The sequence below is a fragment of the Streptomyces sp. NPDC093225 genome, assembly GCF_044753805.1.
Classification (GTDB): Bacteria; Actinomycetota; Actinomycetes; order Streptomycetales; family Streptomycetaceae; genus Streptomyces.
In genome coordinates this window covers 1-15,459 of the sequence record NZ_JBIVNX010000005.1, presented here as the reverse complement: position 1 = coordinate 15,459, position 15,459 = coordinate 1, and the positions used below count along the sequence as shown (strand labels likewise).

The following is a 15,459-nucleotide window of genomic DNA, read 5'->3' as shown; positions in this document are numbered from 1 at the left end:
CGGCAACCGTTCGAGGGATCGCGGGGGTGCCGGGCGTACTGTTGCCGTCAGAGATCACGAAGGCGACGACCCGCCCTTCCCGGGCTCGGACCGAGGGCGTCGCGCGAGCCACCCGAGGGCGGAGGCGGTATGGCCGGCAAGAAGGCGGCGAGGTTGCCGCGGGAGGTGTACGAGGGGGAACTGCGCTCGCTGCAGACCGAGTTGGTCAAGCTGCAGGAGTGGGTGCGGGCGGAGGGGGCCCGTCTGGTGGTGGTCTTCGAGGGCCGCGACGCGGCGGGCAAGGGCAGCACCATCAAGCGCGTCACGGAGTTCCTCAACCCCCGGGTGGCGCGGATCGCGGCGTTGCCGAAGCCCACCGAGCGCGAGCGCACGCAGTGGTACTTCCAGCGGTACGTCGAGCACCTCCCGGCCGCCGGGGAGATCGTGCTGTTCGACCGTTCCTGGTACAACCGGGCAGGCGTGGAGCACGTGATGGGCTTCTGCACCAAGGAGGAGCACCAGCGCTTCCTCCGGCAGTGCCCCGTCTTCGAGCGGATGCTGGTGGAGGACGGGATCCTGCTGCGGAAGTACTGGTTCTCGGTGAGCGACGCCGAGCAGCAGGCACGGTTCAAGCGCCGGCTGGAGGACCCGCTCCGGCGCTGGAAGCTGTCGCCCATGGACCTGGAGTCGATCACCCGCTGGGAGGCGTACTCCCGGGCCAAGGACGAGATGCTGGTCCACACCGACGTCGTCGAGGCGCCCTGGTTCGTGGTGGAGAGCGACGACAAGCGCCGGGCCCGGCTGAACATGATCGCCCACCTGCTCGGCTCCCTGCCGTACCACGAGGTGCCGCCGCCGGTGCTCGACCTGCCGGAACGCCCGCGGGCCACGGGCTACGAGCGGCCCCCGCGCGACCTCCAGACCTACGTCCCCGACCACGCCGCCGGCCTCTGACGGCCGGCGGCGTGGGGCCCGACGGTTATCCGGCCGCGCTCCGGAGGCGGGTGGCGGCCGCTTCGGCCTCGCGTACGACGCCGTCCGTGTCGACGTCGACCAGGCGGCCGGCGAACTTCAGCGCCCGTCCGTCGACGAACACGGCGTCGATGTTCTCGGGCCGGCCGTTGAAGACGATCTGGCCGATCCAGTCGAAGCGGGGTGCGAAGTTCAGGGTGGCGGGGTCGATGACCAGGAGGTCGGCCCGCTTGCCGGGGGTCAGGGAGCCGACCTGGTCCGCGAGGCCGAGGACCTCGGCGCCGCCCAGGGTGGCCATCCGCAGGACGTCGTGCACCTGCGGGAAGACCGCGGCCTCGGTCGTGCGGGCGCGTTGCAGGCCGACGGCCGTCTTCATGAGCGCGTGGAAGTCCGAGCTGTCGTTCGTTCCGCCGTCCAGGCCGAGCCCGACCTTGACACCCTTCCTCCCCAGGTCGGACAGCCGCATGATCCCGGATGCCAGCCGCATGTTGCTGAGCGGGCAGTGGGCGGCGCGCACGTCGTGCTCGGCGACGGCGGCGATCTCCGCGTCCGTCAGGTGGATCGCATGGTTGATCAGGAGCCGCGGCCCCAGGGCGCCGATGTCGGCGAGGACCCCGATGGGGTCGTCCGCGCGCTGCTCGGGCCGTTCCAGGACATGGGAGTTGAGCATGACACCCAGGTCCTGGGCGATCTCCCAGTGCGCGCGGTTGTGGGCCTCGACGGCCCGCGCCGCGTGCGTGGCGACCTGGAAGGAGCCGAGCGGCACCGGGTCGACGAGCTCCCTCTTCACCTTCGTGACCAGCGGCGCCGCGTCGGGCGTCGGCGGGAACATGGCGTACGTGAACCGGATCCCGGTGCCGGCCAGGGCCCGCACGTAGCTCTCGACGAGGTCGTACGCGAAGATGTCGACCCAGTCCACCAGCGTCGTCACGCCCGACTGGACGGCGTCGAGGGCGGCGAGCCGCACGAAGCTGTGGAGGGCCGCGGGCGTCAGGCGGCCGCGCTGCGGGTCGGTGCACGCCCGGAACCAGCCGAACAGGTTCCGGTCGGCACACCCGCCACGGATCATCGCCTGCCAGAGGTGGTTGTGGGTGTCGACGAAGCCCGGCATGACCAGCTTGCCCGAGGTCTCCACCACCCGGGCGCCGGGTGGCGTCGGCAGCGCCGTGCCGACGGCGGCGATGGTGCCGTCGCGCATCAGCACGTCGGCGTTCTCGACGGCGCCCAGCGGGCCGCTGCCGAGGGCGGGGTCCATGGTGAGCACCAGGGAGGCCCTGCGGAGCAGTACCGTCCTGCCGCCCGGGACGGGCGGGCGGGAGGGGCGGTGACGGTGTGCGGGGCGGAGGGTGGCGCCGAGGGCGAGCGGGGCGGCGGCGGCCAGGCCCAGGCCGGCCAGGAGATCGCGGCGACTGGCGGCGGGCGGCGGAGTGGGGACCGACTGCATGGCGTAGTACCTCCCGAAGGCTCAGAACGGAAGGCCCGCCCGGGCGGGACGCCGGGACGGGGCGTCGGGCGGGGGCGGGAGATCACCCACAGCATTCCCAGTCGACGCCCCTTCGATAGGCGCCGGCGGAAAACATTTTCCGTTCCGGGCGCGCGTCGGCCATGCGGCGGTCGACGGGCCCTCACTTCGGCACTCGGCACTTCGGTCGGCGTGCGGCAGTCGGCGTGCGGCACCGATCCGCGCCGGGCGCCGGACACAGGGGTGCACAGTCGTTTACCCTGGGGGTGAACAACTGTGCACCCCTCCGTTCCCCTCCCCCTCTGGAGCAGCATGCCCGCCGCGATACCCGCCGCCGGTGCGGCCGCCCCGCGATCCCGCTCCGTGGTGCCCGTCCTCGCCTTCTGCGGCATGGTCGTCGCCGTCATGCAGACCCTCGTGGTCCCGCTGCTGCCGCACGTCCCCGACCTGACCGGCGCGAGCCCCGGCGCCGCCGGCTGGCTGGTCACCGTCACCCTCCTCACCGGCGCGGTCTTCACCCCGGTGCTCGGCCGCGTCGGCGACATGTACGGCAAGCGCCGCGTACTGCTGGCCTCGCTCGGCGTCCTGACGCTGGGTTCCGTCCTGTGCGCGGTCAGCTCGGACATCGGCGTGCTGATCACCGGCCGGGCCCTGCAGGGCGCGGCCCTCGCGGTGATCCCGCTGGGCATCAGCATCATCCGCGACGAGCTGCCCGCCGACCGGGTCCTGCCCTCGATCGCGCTCATGAGCTCGACCCTCGGCATCGGGGCGGCGATCGGCCTGCCGGTGGCCGCGCTGGTCATGGAGAACTTCGACTGGCACACGATGTTCTGGGCCTCGGCCGCCCTCGGGCTGCTCGACCTGCTCCTGGTGCTGCGGATCGTCCCGGAGTCCCCCGTCCGCTCCCCCGGCCGTTTCGACCTCCCGGGGACCCTCGGCCTGACCGGCTGCCTCGTCGGGCTGCTGCTCGCCATCACCCGGGGCGCGGACTGGGGCTGGACCTCCGGCCGCACGCTCGGCCTGCTCGGCGCGTCCGTGGTGGTGGGCCTGCTGTGGGGCCGGTTCGAACTGCGCACCCGCTCCCCCATCGTCGACCTGCGGGTCTCCGCCCGCCCCGCCGTGCTGCTGACCAACCTCGCGGCCCTGCTGATCGGATTCGCCTTCTACGCGAACTCCCTCGTCACCGGCCAGCTGGTGCAGGAGCCGACGAGCACCGGCTACGGTCTGGGCGCCTCCATCGTGGTGAGCGGCCTGTGCCTGCTGCCCGGCGGCCTGGCGATGGTGGCCCTCTCCCCCGTCTCCGCGCGGATCTCCGCCGCGTACGGTCCCCGTACCGCCCTCGCGCTCGCCGCCGTCGTCATGGCGGTCGGCTACGTGGTCCGCTTCTTCACCAGCCACAGCCTCTGGCTCATCGTGGCCGGTGCCACCGTGGTCTCCTCCGGCACGGCGATCGCCTACTCGGCGCTGCCCGCCCTCGTCATGCGGGCCGTGCCGGTGAGCGAGACGGCCGCGGCCAACGGCCTGAACACCCTGATGCGTTCCGTCGGGCAGGCCTGCTGCAGCGCCGTGGTCGCCGCCGTGCTGGCCCACGTGACGTTCGTGGCCGGTGGCCGCACCGCCCCGACCCTGCACGCGTACCTGCTGATCTTCCTGATCGCCGGCGGCGCGGCGCTCGCCGCGCTCGTCGCCGCGTCGCTCCTGCCGTCGGACCGGCCGGGGCGGAGTGCCCCGCGCCGCCGGGCCGCGAAGGACGGTACGGTCACGGTGTCAGCCTCCGTGACCGCCGCCCGGGAGAGCGCATGAGCACCACCGACGGACCCGCTTCGGCGGCGGTCACCGACGACGGCGGGGCGGGCGCCGGGAGCGGGCGCGACGCCATCGTGCGGGCCGCGCGCCGGGCGTTCGCGCTGCGACCGTACGCCGAGGTCACCATGCGCGGCATCGCGGCGGCCGCCGGGGTGAGCCCCTCGCTGATCGTCAAGCGGTTCGGCAGCAAGGAGGCCCTGTTCAACACGGTCGCCGACTTCGGCCCGGCCGCCGACGAACTGTTCGCCGCCCCGCCGGCGGAGCTCGGACGGCACCTGGTCCTGACGATGGTCGCACTGCGGGACCGGCTGCGCGGGGACCCGCTGCTGCGGGTGGTGTTCTCCCTCGGCATCGAGGACGAGCGCACCCTGCTGCGGGAGCGTTTCCGCGAGCAGGTCACCGACCGGCTGGCCGCCACCCTGGCGGGACCGGACGCCGGCCTGCGGGCCGAGCTGATCGCCGGCCAGCTGCTGGGGCTGGGCGCCACCCTGAGCCTGCACCGGCCGGACGGGGCCAGCGCGCGGACGAGCGCCGACCGGCTGGCCGACCTGTACGCACCCGGTCTCCAGCGCCTCGTCGACGGCGCCTGACGCCGGGGCGGACGCCGGGGCGCGTCACAGCCGCCGGGTGCGCAGGACCCCGGTCAGCAGCGGCAGGGTGAACTCGCCGCGGGCGGTCTCCGGCCGGTCCGCCAGGAACGCCCGGATCCGGCCCAGCGCGGCCTCCCGCTCCGCCTGCGGCATCACGAGCATCCCCGCACGCGTCGCGAGGGTCTCGACGAGGGAGTCGGCGGTGCGGCGCTGCCCGTGCGGGTGGAGGGACCGTTCCGGCGAACCGAACCGGGGGGCCTCACCGGTCTTCGGAAGGTGCACGTCCGCCGTGGCGGAACGCCAGGGGGCGGGCGTGTCGCGCGGGCCGACGGCCGCGCTCCCGCCGGCCCGCGCGAGCCCGGCCACCCACTCGACCCCGTCGTCCATGAGGTTCCACAGGCCGGCCAGGACGCCGCCGGGCGCGAGGACCCTGGCGATCTCGGGCCCCGCGACGGCCATGTCGAACCAGTGCATGGCGTTGCCGGCCAGCACGGCGTCGACGGAGGCGTCCGGCAGCGGTATCGCCTCGGCGCTGCCCGCGAGGGCACGGACCGCCGGCAGGGCGCGGCGCAGTTCGGCCAACATGGCCGGGTCGGGCTCGACGGCGACGACTTCGGCTCCCAGCCCGACCAACGCGGCCGTCAGCCTGCCGGTTCCGGCGCCGAGGTCGAGCACCCGCGGGCCGGGCGCGGGTTCGAGCGCCCAGCGCACCGCGTCGTGCGCGTAGTCCGGACGGTGCTCGGCGTACGCGCCCGCCGCCGCGCCGAACGACGAGGCGTGGAGCGACCGTTCGGCGCGATCCATAACAGGGCACGTTATGCGGTGCCGCGGGTGATCGGCATCCGTTTCGCCCGGATCCCGCGGACCGGCCGCGCCGTCCGGCCGGCGAGAAACGGCGTCAACGGTTCCGGTTGGCCTGTATCTTTCGCCCTGGCAGGGCCAGGACGGGGCCGGGCACGGCGGGCCGGGGCGTGGGCGTCGCACCCATGACGCGGTACGGCCGGAATCCGCCCCCCGCTCCCGCGCGGCACTGCCATGATGACGGCACTACGGCGGGCCGTGGCCCTCCTTCGGCCGGCCCGGGAGGGGGGCGGCGTGAAGCGCGAACCGGAGGCACTGCGGACCGGGGATCCCGTGCAGGTCGGCCCGTACCGGATCACCGGACGGCTGGGCGGCGGCGGTATGGGCACCGTGTACCTCGGGCGCTCGCGGGGCGGCCGTTCCGTCGCCGTCAAGGTGGTGCGGCCGGAGCTGGCGGAGGACGCCGGGTTCCGGCGCCGCTTCGTCCGCGAGGTCACCGCCGCGCGGCAGGTCAACGGGGTGTTCACGGCCGGGCTCATCGACGCCGACCCCGACGGCAACCCGCCCTGGCTGGCCACCGCGTACGTGTCCGGCCCCTCCCTGAACGACGCGGTACGGGCCCACGGCCCCTGGCCCGAGCAGTCCGTGCTCGCCCTGGCCGCCGGAGTGGCCGAGGCCCTGGAGGCCATCCACGCGCAGGACGTCGTCCACCGGGACCTCAAGCCGGCCAACGTGCTGCTCTCCGCCGACGGTCCGCGCGTCATCGACTTCGGCATCTCGGTCGTCGCCGACGGGGCGACCGATCTCACCCGCACCGGATTCATGGTGGGCACACCGGGGTTCATGGCTCCGGAGCAGCTGACCGGGGAGCCGGTCACCGCGGCCACCGACGTGTTCGCGCTGGGGGCCCTGCTGACCTTCACCGCCACCGGTACGGGACCGTTCGGCGCCGGCACGGTCTCCCAGCTCATGTACCGGGTGGTGCACCACGAGCCGGACCTCGCCGCCCTGCCCGCCCGGCTGCGCGACGTGGTCGGCCGCTGCCTGGCCAAGGACCCGGCGGCCCGTCCCACCGTGTCGCAGCTGCTGGACGAGCTCTCGGGGGAGACCGAGGCCACGGCGGGAGTGCGGTGGCTGCCCTCGGCCCTGGCCGCCGTGCTGTTCGCGGAGGGCGCCGTACGCCCCGACGGGACGGTACCGACCAAGGTCGACCCGCGGATGCCGACGACGGTCGACCCGCACGCACCCGGGCGGGGCGGCGTCGATCCCGCGGCCGCCACGGAGGCCGCGCCGGAGCAGCCCGGGCCGAACCCGCAGCCGTCCCCGCCGCGGCAACCGCCCGCACCGCCCGCACCGCAGCCCCACCAGCACCCTCCGCACCAGCCTCCGCCGCACCAGGAGCCGCACCACCGGGCACCGACGCCCGGCCCCGGCGGTTTCGGGCCGCCGCCCGTGGACGTCCCCCCGCTGCCGCCCACCTTCCCGGAGCAGCCGGTGCCGCACCGGCACCCGAACGCGCCGCGGTCGGGGGCCGGCGGCCGTACCGCCCTGGCCGTCGGCGGCGCAGCGGTCGCGGCCGTGGTGATCGGCCTGCTGGCCTGGCTCCTGCCGCGGGCCTGGGACGAGTCGGGCTCGGGAACCACCGCGGGTGGGGATACGGGTAGGAGCAGCGGGACCGGCACCGGGCGGACCGACGCCCGCAACGGCGGCAGTCCCGACCCGGGCCCGTCGCCGTCCGACAACGGCCCGTCCGACCCGGGCGGTTCGTCGTCCGGCGGGCAGACGGGTCCCTCGCCGTCGGACGGGGGCACGGCCGCGGTGGTCGGCGTGTGGCGGGGCGCCTACCGGTGCACCCAGGGCCTGACCTCCCTCGACCTCACCATCAACAGCGCGGGCGGGGACGGGCTGCGCGCCGTGTTCGCGTTCTCCGCGCACCCGGACAACCCGACCGTGCCGTCGGGCTCGTTCACCATGGTCGGGTCGTACGAGGACGGGCACCTGGTGCTGCGCGGCGACCAGTGGATCGTCCAGCCGCCGGGCTACCTGACCGTCGACCTGGAGGCGACCGTCACGGAGGCCCGGCCCACCGTCATCAACGGCGCGGTCATCGCCGAGGGGTCGGCCTGCTCCACCTTCGCGGTGGGCCGCCAGGGCTGACCGACCGGTCGGACCGCCGCTTGGTGACAATCTGTCGGAATCCGCATGGTTCCGGGACACGTAGGATCCACGTCAACAACCGGTACTCGGTGAGGAGTTGACCGGCATGACGGATGTGATCACGGTCGGATCGCGGGCCAGCGCACTCGCGAAGCAGCAGGCCAGGGAGTGGCTGGCGCTGGTCGAGCCGCACCTTCCGGGCGTACGGATCAAGCGGCGGCTGCTGACCGAGGGCGGGGACCGGGACCGGACCACCGCGACGTTGGCCGAGGTCGCACGGACGGCGGGCGGGTCGGCCTTCTCCTCCGACCAGGAGCGCGCGCTCGTCGAGGGCGACGTGGACGTCGTCGTGCACTCGCTGAAGGACCTGCCGACCACCCTGGCGGCCGGCACGAGGCTGATCACCACGCCCGGACCCCGGCAGGACGTGGCGGACGTGCTGTGCGGCGCGACGCTGGACGGCCTGCCGGAGGGCGCCCGGGTGGGTACGGGCGCGCCGCGGCGCATCGCGCAGCTCCGCCACCTGCGCCCCGACCTGGAGGTCGTGCCGATCCGCGGCAACGTGCCGACGCGGCTGAGGCACGTGGGCCGGGGCGGGATGCACGCCGTCGTACTGGCCTCGGCCGGGTTGAACCGGCTGGGCATGCTGCCCCCGGCGGACCGGCGGCAGGTGCTGGACCCGGCGCTCTTCCCGCCGTCTCCCGGGCAGGGCGCGCTGGGCGTCCAGGTCCGCGCGGGCAGTCCGGTCGAGGCGCTGCTGGCCGGGACGGGGGACGTGGGCGTCGACGCCTGCGTGCGGGCCGAGCGCGCCCTGCTGGCCGAACTGCACGGCGGATGCTCGGTGCCGGTGGGGGCGTGGGGGCGGATCGGGCCCGACGGCGACCTCCTGCTGTCGGCGGCGGTCACCTCGGTGGACGGCTCCCGGCAGGTCACCTCCTCCGGGTCCGGGCCGGTCGACGCCCCGGAGAAGCTCGGCGGCGCGCTGGCGGCCGAACTCCTGGCACTGGGCGCGAGGGAGATCCTGGTCGCCGTCCGGCGGTGAGCGCGCGGCGACGGGCGTGGCCGGTCCGCCCGTACGGTCCCCGACCCCCGCAGGGCGGGCGGGCGCGGCCGGGCGCGGGGGTCACGACGCGGTCCAGCCCCCGTCGAGCGGCAGGGAGGTGCCCGTGACGTACGTGGTGTGGGGGCCGCAGAGCCAGAGGACGGCGGCCGCCACCTCCTCGGGCTCGATCAGGCGCTTGAGCGGGGAGCGGGCCAGGAGCACGTCGTCGAGCACGGCGTCGGGCGACAGCCCGTGGGCGGCGGCCTGGTCCCGGATCTGGCCCTCGACCAGGGGCGTGCGGACGTAGCCGGGGCTCACGCAGTTGCTGGTCACGCCGTGGGGGGCGGCCTCGACCGCGAGCACCTTGCTGAGTCCCTCGAGGCCGTGCTTGGCGGCGACGTAGGCCGACTTGAACGCGCTGGCGCGCAGGCCGTGGACGCTGGAGATGTTGACGACCCTCCCCCACCCGCGGTCGTACATGTGGGGCAGGCACCGCCGCATCAGCAGGAACGGTGCGGTGACCATCACCTGCTGGATCCGTGCGAACCGCTCGGGCGGGAAGGCGTGCAGCGGGGCCACGTGCTGGAGGCCCGCGTTGTTCACGAGGACGTCGACGTCCGCGGGCAGCGCCTCGATGGCGGCCGGGTCGGCGAGGTCGGCGACGTGGGCGGTGCCGCCGACGGCCCCGGCGACGGCCTTGGCGGCCGCGGCGTCGACGTCGACCACGTGCACCCGGGCCCCGGCGGCCGCCAGCGCCACCGCGCAGGCCCGTCCGATGCCGCTGCCACCACCGGTGACGAGCGCCGTGCGGCCGGCGAGGCCCGCGAGGCCGTGCCGGCCCGTACGGTCGGCGGGACCCGTACCGTCGGCGGGATGCGCGCGGTCGATCGGGCCCGGCTCCCCGGCCGGGGCGGGGCGGCCGGCCGGTGCGCCGGGGGCGGCCGGAGTGCCGGGGGCGGTCTGATCGGTACGGCCGGCCGGGGCGGGGCGGGCGCCGGGGGCGGGTGCGTTCGTCATGGCCCGACGGTAGGCGTGCAGGACGCGCACCCCTATGTGCCCGGCGCCCATACTCGCCCGTTCCCGCATGTGGGCTGGAAAGGGGCGGGCGAACTCCCTCGGCAACGCGCCGGACCGCCCCTAGGGTGGGGCAGATGATCAGACACGTGGAATTCGAGCGGCTGCACAACTTCCGCGACCTGGGCGGCTACCGCACCGCCGACGGACGGACGGTGCGGTGGGGCCGCCTGTACCGGTCGGACTCGCTGGCGAAGCTGCACGGGGCGGAGGCGGACCGGAAGCGCTTCCTGGAGCTCGGTGTCTCGACCGTGATCGACCTGCGCTACCCGTGGGAGGTCGAGGCGCGCGGCCGCGTGCCCGAGGACCTCGGCCTGCGGTACCTCAACCTGAGCGTCGAGCACCGCCCGTACGACCAGGCGGAGATCGATCCCGAGCTGGACCCCTGGCGCTACCTCGCCGACCGGTACGCGGAGGTGGCCCTGGACGGTGCCGCGGAGCTGCGGGCGGCGCTGGAGGTGATCGCGGCGGCCGACGCCCCGCAGGTCTTCCACTGCGCGTCGGGCAAGGACCGCACCGGGCTGCTGGCCGCGCTCGTGCTGGTCCTGCTCGGAGTGTCCGAGGACGACGTGGCGGCGGACTTCGCCCTCACGGAGCTGGCCACGGAGCGGCTGCGGGCCGACTGGCGGGCGGCCAACCCCGACCGGACGATGCGCTGGCCGGCGTACGGACGGGCACCCGAGGAGGTGATCCGCCTGGTCCTCGCCGATCTGGCGGAGGAGTACGGCTCGGTGGCCGCGTACGTCGCCGGGCACCTCGGGGTCGCGGACGAGGTGGTCGAGCGGCTGCGCGAGCGGCTGCTGACGCCCGCGGAGCCGACCGGAACCGAGTCAGGAACCGAGACCGGAACCGGAACCGAGACCGGAACCGGAGTCGGTACCGGAACCGGAACCGGAGCGCGGCCCTCTCAGTAGGACTGCAGCTCCCAGAGGTTGCCCTCCGGATCGCGGACGTGCGCGGTGCGCATCGTCGGCCCCCAGGCCGGCCGGGCGGTGGGCGGGCTCACCTCGGCCGCCCCCCGGGCCAGGCACCGGGCGAAGGCGTCGTCCACGTCCGCGACCCGGCTGACCAGCAGTGCGCCCCCGGCGGCCGGCGGCTCCACCGCCATGGACGCCGCCATCGCCGCCCGGTCGAAGAGGGCGATCAGCCCCTCGGTTCCGAGGTCCCAGGAGGCGTAGGGGCCTTCGGCGGTCCCGCGGGTCCGGGTGGCGCCGAGGAGTTCGGGGAGCAGGGCGTCGTAGAAGCGGAAGCTCTCGGGGAAGCGGTCCACCAGAAGGCGGGGGTGCAGGGCGTCCACGGTTCACTCCAGTCGCGGTCGGAGACGTTCGGGCAGTGTGCGGGGCCGCACACAATTCGTAGGTGTGCACCAATGATTGGTGTGACCCTACCTTCTACTACACTCCGGGCATGCACGAATCACCCCCGAGCCTGACGGATCTGACGACCTATCTGCTCTCCCGCACCGGCAAGCAGGCGCGCGGACTGCTGGGCGCCCGCCTGGCCGAGCGCGGGCTGCGGCTGTGGCACATGGCCGTTCTCGCCGCACTGGCGGACTTCGGGCCGCACGCGCAGCGCGACCTGGCGCAGCGGCTGGCGATCCACCCGAGCGACATCGCCAAGGTGCTGGAGGAGCTGGGCCGGCTCGGGCAGGTGGGGCGCGAACGCGATCCCTCGGACCGGCGCCGGATCGTGGTGACCCTCACCGGTCCGGGCCGGGCGGCCCTGGCGGACCTGCGGGAGGAGGCGCTGGAGGTACAGGAGCGGGTGCTGGCTCCGCTCACGGACGCGGAACGGGCCCAGCTCCAGGCACTGCTGCTGCGGGTGCACTCCGCCCTGCCCGCCCCGGGAACCCCGGAGGGAGCCCGCCCGGCGTAGCGGCAGGACGGCGAGGGGAGTCCGGGCAGCCTGCCAGAGTGGCCGGAAGTCGCCTGGAAAACAACCCACTTCCCTAACTGGGCATGTACGTGACATCTTGCGTCCACCCCGTCATTGATCCGGTCCGCCCGGCGCCACCAGCGCCGACGGACCCATGGAGGACGCATTGACTCCCCACATATCCCGACGGCTGCGGCGCACCGCCGCAGCCGCCGCCGTGCTCGGCGCCACCGCCGCGTTCGTGAGCCCCGCGGGGCTCGCCCACGCCGCCCAGGCCTCGGACACGCCCCGCCCCCACAAGGCGATGTCCCCCTCCGCCCCCACGTCCGCCACCGGTGCGAAGGCCGCTTCGGCCTGGGCCGCGGGCACCCGCGCGTACCTGGTCATCACCGCGCCGGGCGACACCTCCGCCGTCCGCACGGCGGTGACGAACGCCGGCGGTACGGTGTTCAACTACTACGACCAGATCGGTGTGGTCCTCGCGCACTCGACCTCGGCGTCCTTCGCCCCGTCGATGCGCTCCGTCGCCGGCGTCCAGCAGGTGGGTGCGACCCGTACCTCCGACGTCCCGGCCGACGCCTACAACCCGGCACTGCCGACCACCCCGTCGCAGTCCGCCACCACGCTGACCGAGTCGAACCGCTGGGACATGACCCAGATCAAGGCCGACCAGGCCTGGGCGGTCTCCACCGGCTCCCCCACGGTCAAGGTGGGCGTCCTGGACACCGGCGTCGACGACCTGCACCAGGACATCGCGCCGAACTTCGACGCGGTCGACTCGGCCTCCTGCGCCTACGGCAAGCCCGACACCCGCACCGGTGCGTGGCGCGACGTGGACACCCACGGCACCCACGTGGCGGGCACCATCGCGGCCGCCAAGAACGGCAAGGGCGTCATCGGCGTGGCCCCGGGCGTGAAGCTCGCCTCGGTCCGCATCGCCGAGCCGGGCTCGACGCTCTTCTTCGCCGAGAACACCGTCTGCGGCTTCATGTGGGCGGGCGACCACGGCTTCAAGGTCACCAACAACAGCTACTACACGGACCCGTGGCAGTTCAACTGCCCGGACAACCTCGACCAGGCCGCCATCATCGAGGGCGTCCGGCGCGCCCAGGCCTACGCCGAGAGCAAGGGCTCGCTCCAGGTCGCCGCGGCCGGCAACTCCAACATCGACCTGGCCAACAAGACCACCGACACCGAGAGCCCCAACGACTCGACGCCGGTGACCCGCACCATCACCAACGCCTGCCTCGACATCCCGACCGAACTCCCGGGCGTCGTCACGGTGTCCGCGATGGGCAGCGGCAACGTCAAGGCCTCGTACTCCAACTTCGGCCGTGACGTCATCGACGTCTCCGCCCCGGGCGGCGACGGCGCCAGCGGCGTGTACTCCACGCTCCCGGGCGGCAAGTACGGCAGCAAGAACGGCACCTCGATGGCCTCGCCGCACGTCGCGGGCGTCGCGGCGCTGATCGCCAGCGCCAACCCGACGTTCACGCCGGCCGACATCCGCACCGCGCTGTCCACCCAGGCCAACGACATGGCCTGCCCGTCGGACAGCCGCTGCACCGGTACCACCGCCAAGAACGGCTTCTTCGGCGAGGGCCAGGTGGACGCGCTGAAGGCGGTGGGCGGCACCGTCCCGCCGACCGGCAAGTACTTCGAGAACACCGGTGACGTCGCCGTCAACGACAACGCCACGGTGGAGAGCCCGATCACCGTCTCGGGCGTCGCGGGCAACGCCCCGACCACCCTCAAGGTGGGCGTGGACATCAAGCACACCTACCGCGGCGACCTGGTCCTCTCCCTGGTCGCGCCGGACGGCTCGGTGTACCTGCTCGAGGACTTCCCGAACAGCGACGGCACGGACAACGTGCTCAAGACCTACACCGTCAACGCCTCTTCGGAGGTCGCCAACGGCACGTGGAAGCTGCGCGTCCAGGACGTCGCGTCCCAGGACACCGGCAAGATCGACGCCTGGAACCTGACCTTCTAGGCAGCAGCGCCGGAACGGGCGCCCGGCCACCGGGCGCCCGTTGCGGTGCGTTCACGCCTTCTTCGCGTAGTCGCCGAAGCCGGTCCAGTCCAGGGCGACGGCGGCCTCGTCGCCGATGACGTAGGCGTCATGGCCCGGCTCGATGTGCATGAAGTCGCCCGGCCCGAACTCGGCCTCCTCGCCGTCGTCCATGATGACCTTCATCCGGCCGCTGACCATGTATCCGGTGTGTGCCGACTGACAACTGTCGGTTCCCGCAAGCGGCTTGATGTGCTTCGACCACTGCCAGCCCGGCTCGAACACCGCGCGTCCCACCGCGCCGCCGTCCGTGTTCAGCACGTCGAGCCTGCCGCTGCCGTCCTCGAACGGGCGCGTCTCGTCGGGGGAGTCGAAACTCCGGCGCAGCATTCCGGCCATACCTACCGCCTCCTGGCAGGCGTACGGTCCCCGAGTCCACTTCCAGGTTACGCCGCCCCGGACCCGCTCACAGGATGCGGACGGCCACCACGTGCACGGCCGCGTGCCGGGACGGCCCCGTGCGGGCCGTGACCTCCAGCCCTTCCGCCGTGGCGGCGTACGGCCGACCGTCGTCGGCGTCCTCCCGACCGGCCGGCCCCGCGGACATGAGGAAGCGCACGGCCTGGTCGCGCTGCGGGTCGCCCAACGGCTCGGTCGGCACGTGCCGGCCGTCGGGCAGCCGGACCACGAGGGCCTTGGGCCGGGCGGCCGCCCCGGTGTAGCCGACGACCGGGAGCTCGAAGGTCTCCCGGTGCCGAACGCGCTGCCAGGCCTCCTCCCCCGCCCGGTACGGGTCGGCCGCGGCCTTGGCCAGGACCCCGTCGACGCCCTGCTCGCGCAGCGCGTCGTACCAGACGAGCGCGGTCTCGTGGTCGTCGGTGGCCGGCACGGCCTGCAGCGGCGGCCCGATCTCCTCCAGGAGAGCGAGCAACAGGGCCCGGCGCGCCACGTAGCCGCGGTCGTGCACGTCACCGTGGCGGGGGTGGCGGAGCAGGTCGAACGCCGCGTACGCCGCGGGCAGCGACCGGGCCAGCTCGGCGGCGCCGTACGGGCCGGCCGCCGCCCGGGCGTGCACCGCGCCCGGATCGAGGCAGCCGTCGTGCCAGATCACGGCCACGCCGTCGAGGAGCGCACCGACCGGGAGCGCCGCCGCGGCCCGGGCGAGGTCGGGCCATGGCGCAGTGACGTTCCGCCCGGTGGGTCCGTACAGGTGCACGCCGTCCCGGTCGCGGTGCAGCAGCGTGCGCTGCCCGGTGAACTCCGGCTCGTACCACCAGCCGGGACCGTGGGGCAGGACGGGAACGGTGCGGGCCCGCGCGGGCCGGACGGTGATCTCCACGCCCCCAGCATGAGGATCTTGGACCGTCCTGGCACCACGACGTGCCCGGCCGTGGCGCGATCGGGGGCCCCACGACGACCCGTGTGGATCATGCCTGGGTGGGGTTGGTTTGGGTGGGGTTGGTTTGGGTGGGGTTGGTTTGGGTGGGGTTGGTTTGGGTGGGGTTGGTTTGGGTGGGGTGGCCGCACGGTGTCCGGGTGGGCTCGCTTCGTGGGCCGTCCCGTGGTGTGTGGGTCCCCTCGGCGCTTGACCCGGTATGGCCTGCAGGCCCTGCGGCAGGCCCACCCCTGGGGCAAGGGGGCTCCGCCCCTGGCCTTCGGCCACCCCAGGCCCGGGCCTGCCTCCGGACCA

14 protein-coding genes are annotated in these 15,459 nt (G+C 74.2%); 8 read left to right on the top strand and 6 right to left on the bottom strand.

Translation table 11 applies throughout. The features are described from left to right. Positions 1–129: 129 nt before the first annotated feature. The gene (ppk2, locus tag ACIQCH_RS06895) at positions 130–933 is read left to right on the top strand and encodes a polyphosphate kinase 2 (protein WP_402578726.1); all 804 of its coding nucleotides are present in this window, start codon (positions 130–132) and stop codon (positions 931–933) included. A gap of 25 nt (positions 934–958) precedes the next feature. Here ppk2 and ACIQCH_RS06890 read toward each other — a convergent pair whose 3' ends face one another. Beyond that, the gene (locus tag ACIQCH_RS06890; protein WP_402578724.1) at positions 959–2,395 is read right to left on the bottom strand and encodes an amidohydrolase family protein; all 1,437 of its coding nucleotides are present in this window, start codon (positions 2,393–2,395) and stop codon (positions 959–961) included. A 330-nt stretch (positions 2,396–2,725) separates the two neighbouring features. Here ACIQCH_RS06890 and ACIQCH_RS06885 point away from each other — a divergent pair, with 330 nt between their 5' ends. Further along, entirely contained in the window at positions 2,726–4,216 is a 1,491-nt protein-coding gene (locus ACIQCH_RS06885; protein WP_402578722.1) for an MFS transporter, read from the top strand. Beyond that, positions 4,213–4,809, top strand: coding sequence for a TetR family transcriptional regulator (locus ACIQCH_RS06880; RefSeq protein WP_402578720.1), 597 nt, complete (start codon positions 4,213–4,215; stop codon positions 4,807–4,809). The genes ACIQCH_RS06885 and ACIQCH_RS06880 overlap by 4 nt, the downstream gene beginning before the upstream one ends. A gap of 24 nt (positions 4,810–4,833) precedes the next feature. On the opposite strand, the gene ACIQCH_RS06875 is transcribed toward ACIQCH_RS06880, so the two are convergent. Then, a complete protein-coding gene (locus ACIQCH_RS06875) occupies positions 4,834–5,613 on the bottom strand; it encodes a class I SAM-dependent methyltransferase (protein WP_402578718.1) in 780 nt (259 codons plus the stop codon). Between the two features lie 291 nt (positions 5,614–5,904). Between ACIQCH_RS06875 and ACIQCH_RS06870 the strand changes: the two genes are divergently transcribed. Continuing rightward, positions 5,905–7,767 carry a serine/threonine-protein kinase gene (locus ACIQCH_RS06870; protein ID WP_402578716.1) on the top strand — a complete coding sequence of 621 codons (1,863 nt, stop codon included), beginning with the start codon at positions 5,905–5,907 and terminating at the stop codon, positions 7,765–7,767. Positions 7,768–7,873: 106 nt separating this feature from the next. Then, positions 7,874–8,809, top strand: a complete 936-nt coding sequence (gene hemC / locus ACIQCH_RS06865) for a hydroxymethylbilane synthase (RefSeq protein ID WP_402578714.1) — start codon at positions 7,874–7,876, stop codon at positions 8,807–8,809. Positions 8,810–8,890: 81 nt separating this feature from the next. Here the strand turns inward: hemC and ACIQCH_RS06860 are convergent, their stop codons facing one another. Continuing rightward, complete coding sequence (locus ACIQCH_RS06860) at positions 8,891–9,826, bottom strand: 3-hydroxybutyrate dehydrogenase (protein WP_402578712.1); 936 nt, start codon at positions 9,824–9,826, stop codon at positions 8,891–8,893. Positions 9,827–9,960: 134 nt separating this feature from the next. Between ACIQCH_RS06860 and ACIQCH_RS06855 the strand changes: the two genes are divergently transcribed. Then, a complete protein-coding gene (locus tag ACIQCH_RS06855; RefSeq protein ID WP_402578710.1) occupies positions 9,961–10,797 on the top strand; it encodes a tyrosine-protein phosphatase in 837 nt (278 codons plus the stop codon). Here the strand turns inward: ACIQCH_RS06855 and ACIQCH_RS06850 are convergent. Continuing rightward, complete coding sequence (locus ACIQCH_RS06850; protein ID WP_402578708.1) at positions 10,791–11,180, bottom strand: VOC family protein; 390 nt, start codon at positions 11,178–11,180, stop codon at positions 10,791–10,793. The genes ACIQCH_RS06855 and ACIQCH_RS06850 overlap by 7 nt on opposite strands. Before the next feature lie 110 nt (positions 11,181–11,290). Here ACIQCH_RS06850 and ACIQCH_RS06845 point away from each other — a divergent pair, with 110 nt between their 5' ends. Both ACIQCH_RS06845 and ACIQCH_RS06840 read left to right on the top strand, forming a co-directional pair. Continuing rightward, positions 11,291–11,758, top strand: coding sequence for a MarR family winged helix-turn-helix transcriptional regulator (locus ACIQCH_RS06845; RefSeq protein ID WP_402578706.1), 468 nt, complete (start codon positions 11,291–11,293; stop codon positions 11,756–11,758). 166 nt (positions 11,759–11,924) lie between these two features. Continuing rightward, entirely contained in the window at positions 11,925–13,751 is a 1,827-nt protein-coding gene (locus ACIQCH_RS06840; RefSeq protein WP_402578704.1) for a S8 family peptidase, read from the top strand. A 51-nt stretch (positions 13,752–13,802) separates the two neighbouring features. Here the strand turns inward: ACIQCH_RS06840 and ACIQCH_RS06835 are convergent, their stop codons facing one another. Together ACIQCH_RS06835 and ACIQCH_RS06830 are read right to left on the bottom strand one after the other, a co-directional pair. Beyond that, a complete protein-coding gene (locus tag ACIQCH_RS06835) occupies positions 13,803–14,168 on the bottom strand; it encodes a cupin domain-containing protein (protein ID WP_402578702.1) in 366 nt (121 codons plus the stop codon). A gap of 67 nt (positions 14,169–14,235) precedes the next feature. Next, the gene (locus ACIQCH_RS06830) at positions 14,236–15,108 is read right to left on the bottom strand and encodes a hypothetical protein (RefSeq protein WP_402578700.1); all 873 of its coding nucleotides are present in this window, start codon (positions 15,106–15,108) and stop codon (positions 14,236–14,238) included. Positions 15,109–15,459 lie beyond the last annotated feature (351 nt).

Coding starts and splice junctions, on each gene's coding strand:
- ACIQCH_RS06875 (WP_402578718.1), bottom strand. CDS start 5,613: ATGGATCGCGCCGAACGGTCGCTCCACGCCTCGTCGTTCGGCGCGGCG.
- ACIQCH_RS06885 (WP_402578722.1), top strand. CDS start 2,726: ATGCCCGCCGCGATACCCGCCGCCGGTGCGGCCGCCCCGCGATCCCGC.
- ACIQCH_RS06845 (WP_402578706.1), top strand. CDS start 11,291: ATGCACGAATCACCCCCGAGCCTGACGGATCTGACGACCTATCTGCTC.
- ACIQCH_RS06855 (WP_402578710.1), top strand. CDS start 9,961: ATGATCAGACACGTGGAATTCGAGCGGCTGCACAACTTCCGCGACCTG.
- ACIQCH_RS06880 (WP_402578720.1), top strand. CDS start 4,213: ATGAGCACCACCGACGGACCCGCTTCGGCGGCGGTCACCGACGACGGC.
- hemC (WP_402578714.1), top strand. CDS start 7,874: ATGACGGATGTGATCACGGTCGGATCGCGGGCCAGCGCACTCGCGAAG.
- ACIQCH_RS06860 (WP_402578712.1), bottom strand. CDS start 9,826: ATGACGAACGCACCCGCCCCCGGCGCCCGCCCCGCCCCGGCCGGCCGT.
- ACIQCH_RS06890 (WP_402578724.1), bottom strand. CDS start 2,395: ATGCAGTCGGTCCCCACTCCGCCGCCCGCCGCCAGTCGCCGCGATCTC.
- ppk2 (WP_402578726.1), top strand. CDS start 130: ATGGCCGGCAAGAAGGCGGCGAGGTTGCCGCGGGAGGTGTACGAGGGG.
- ACIQCH_RS06835 (WP_402578702.1), bottom strand. CDS start 14,168: ATGGCCGGAATGCTGCGCCGGAGTTTCGACTCCCCCGACGAGACGCGC.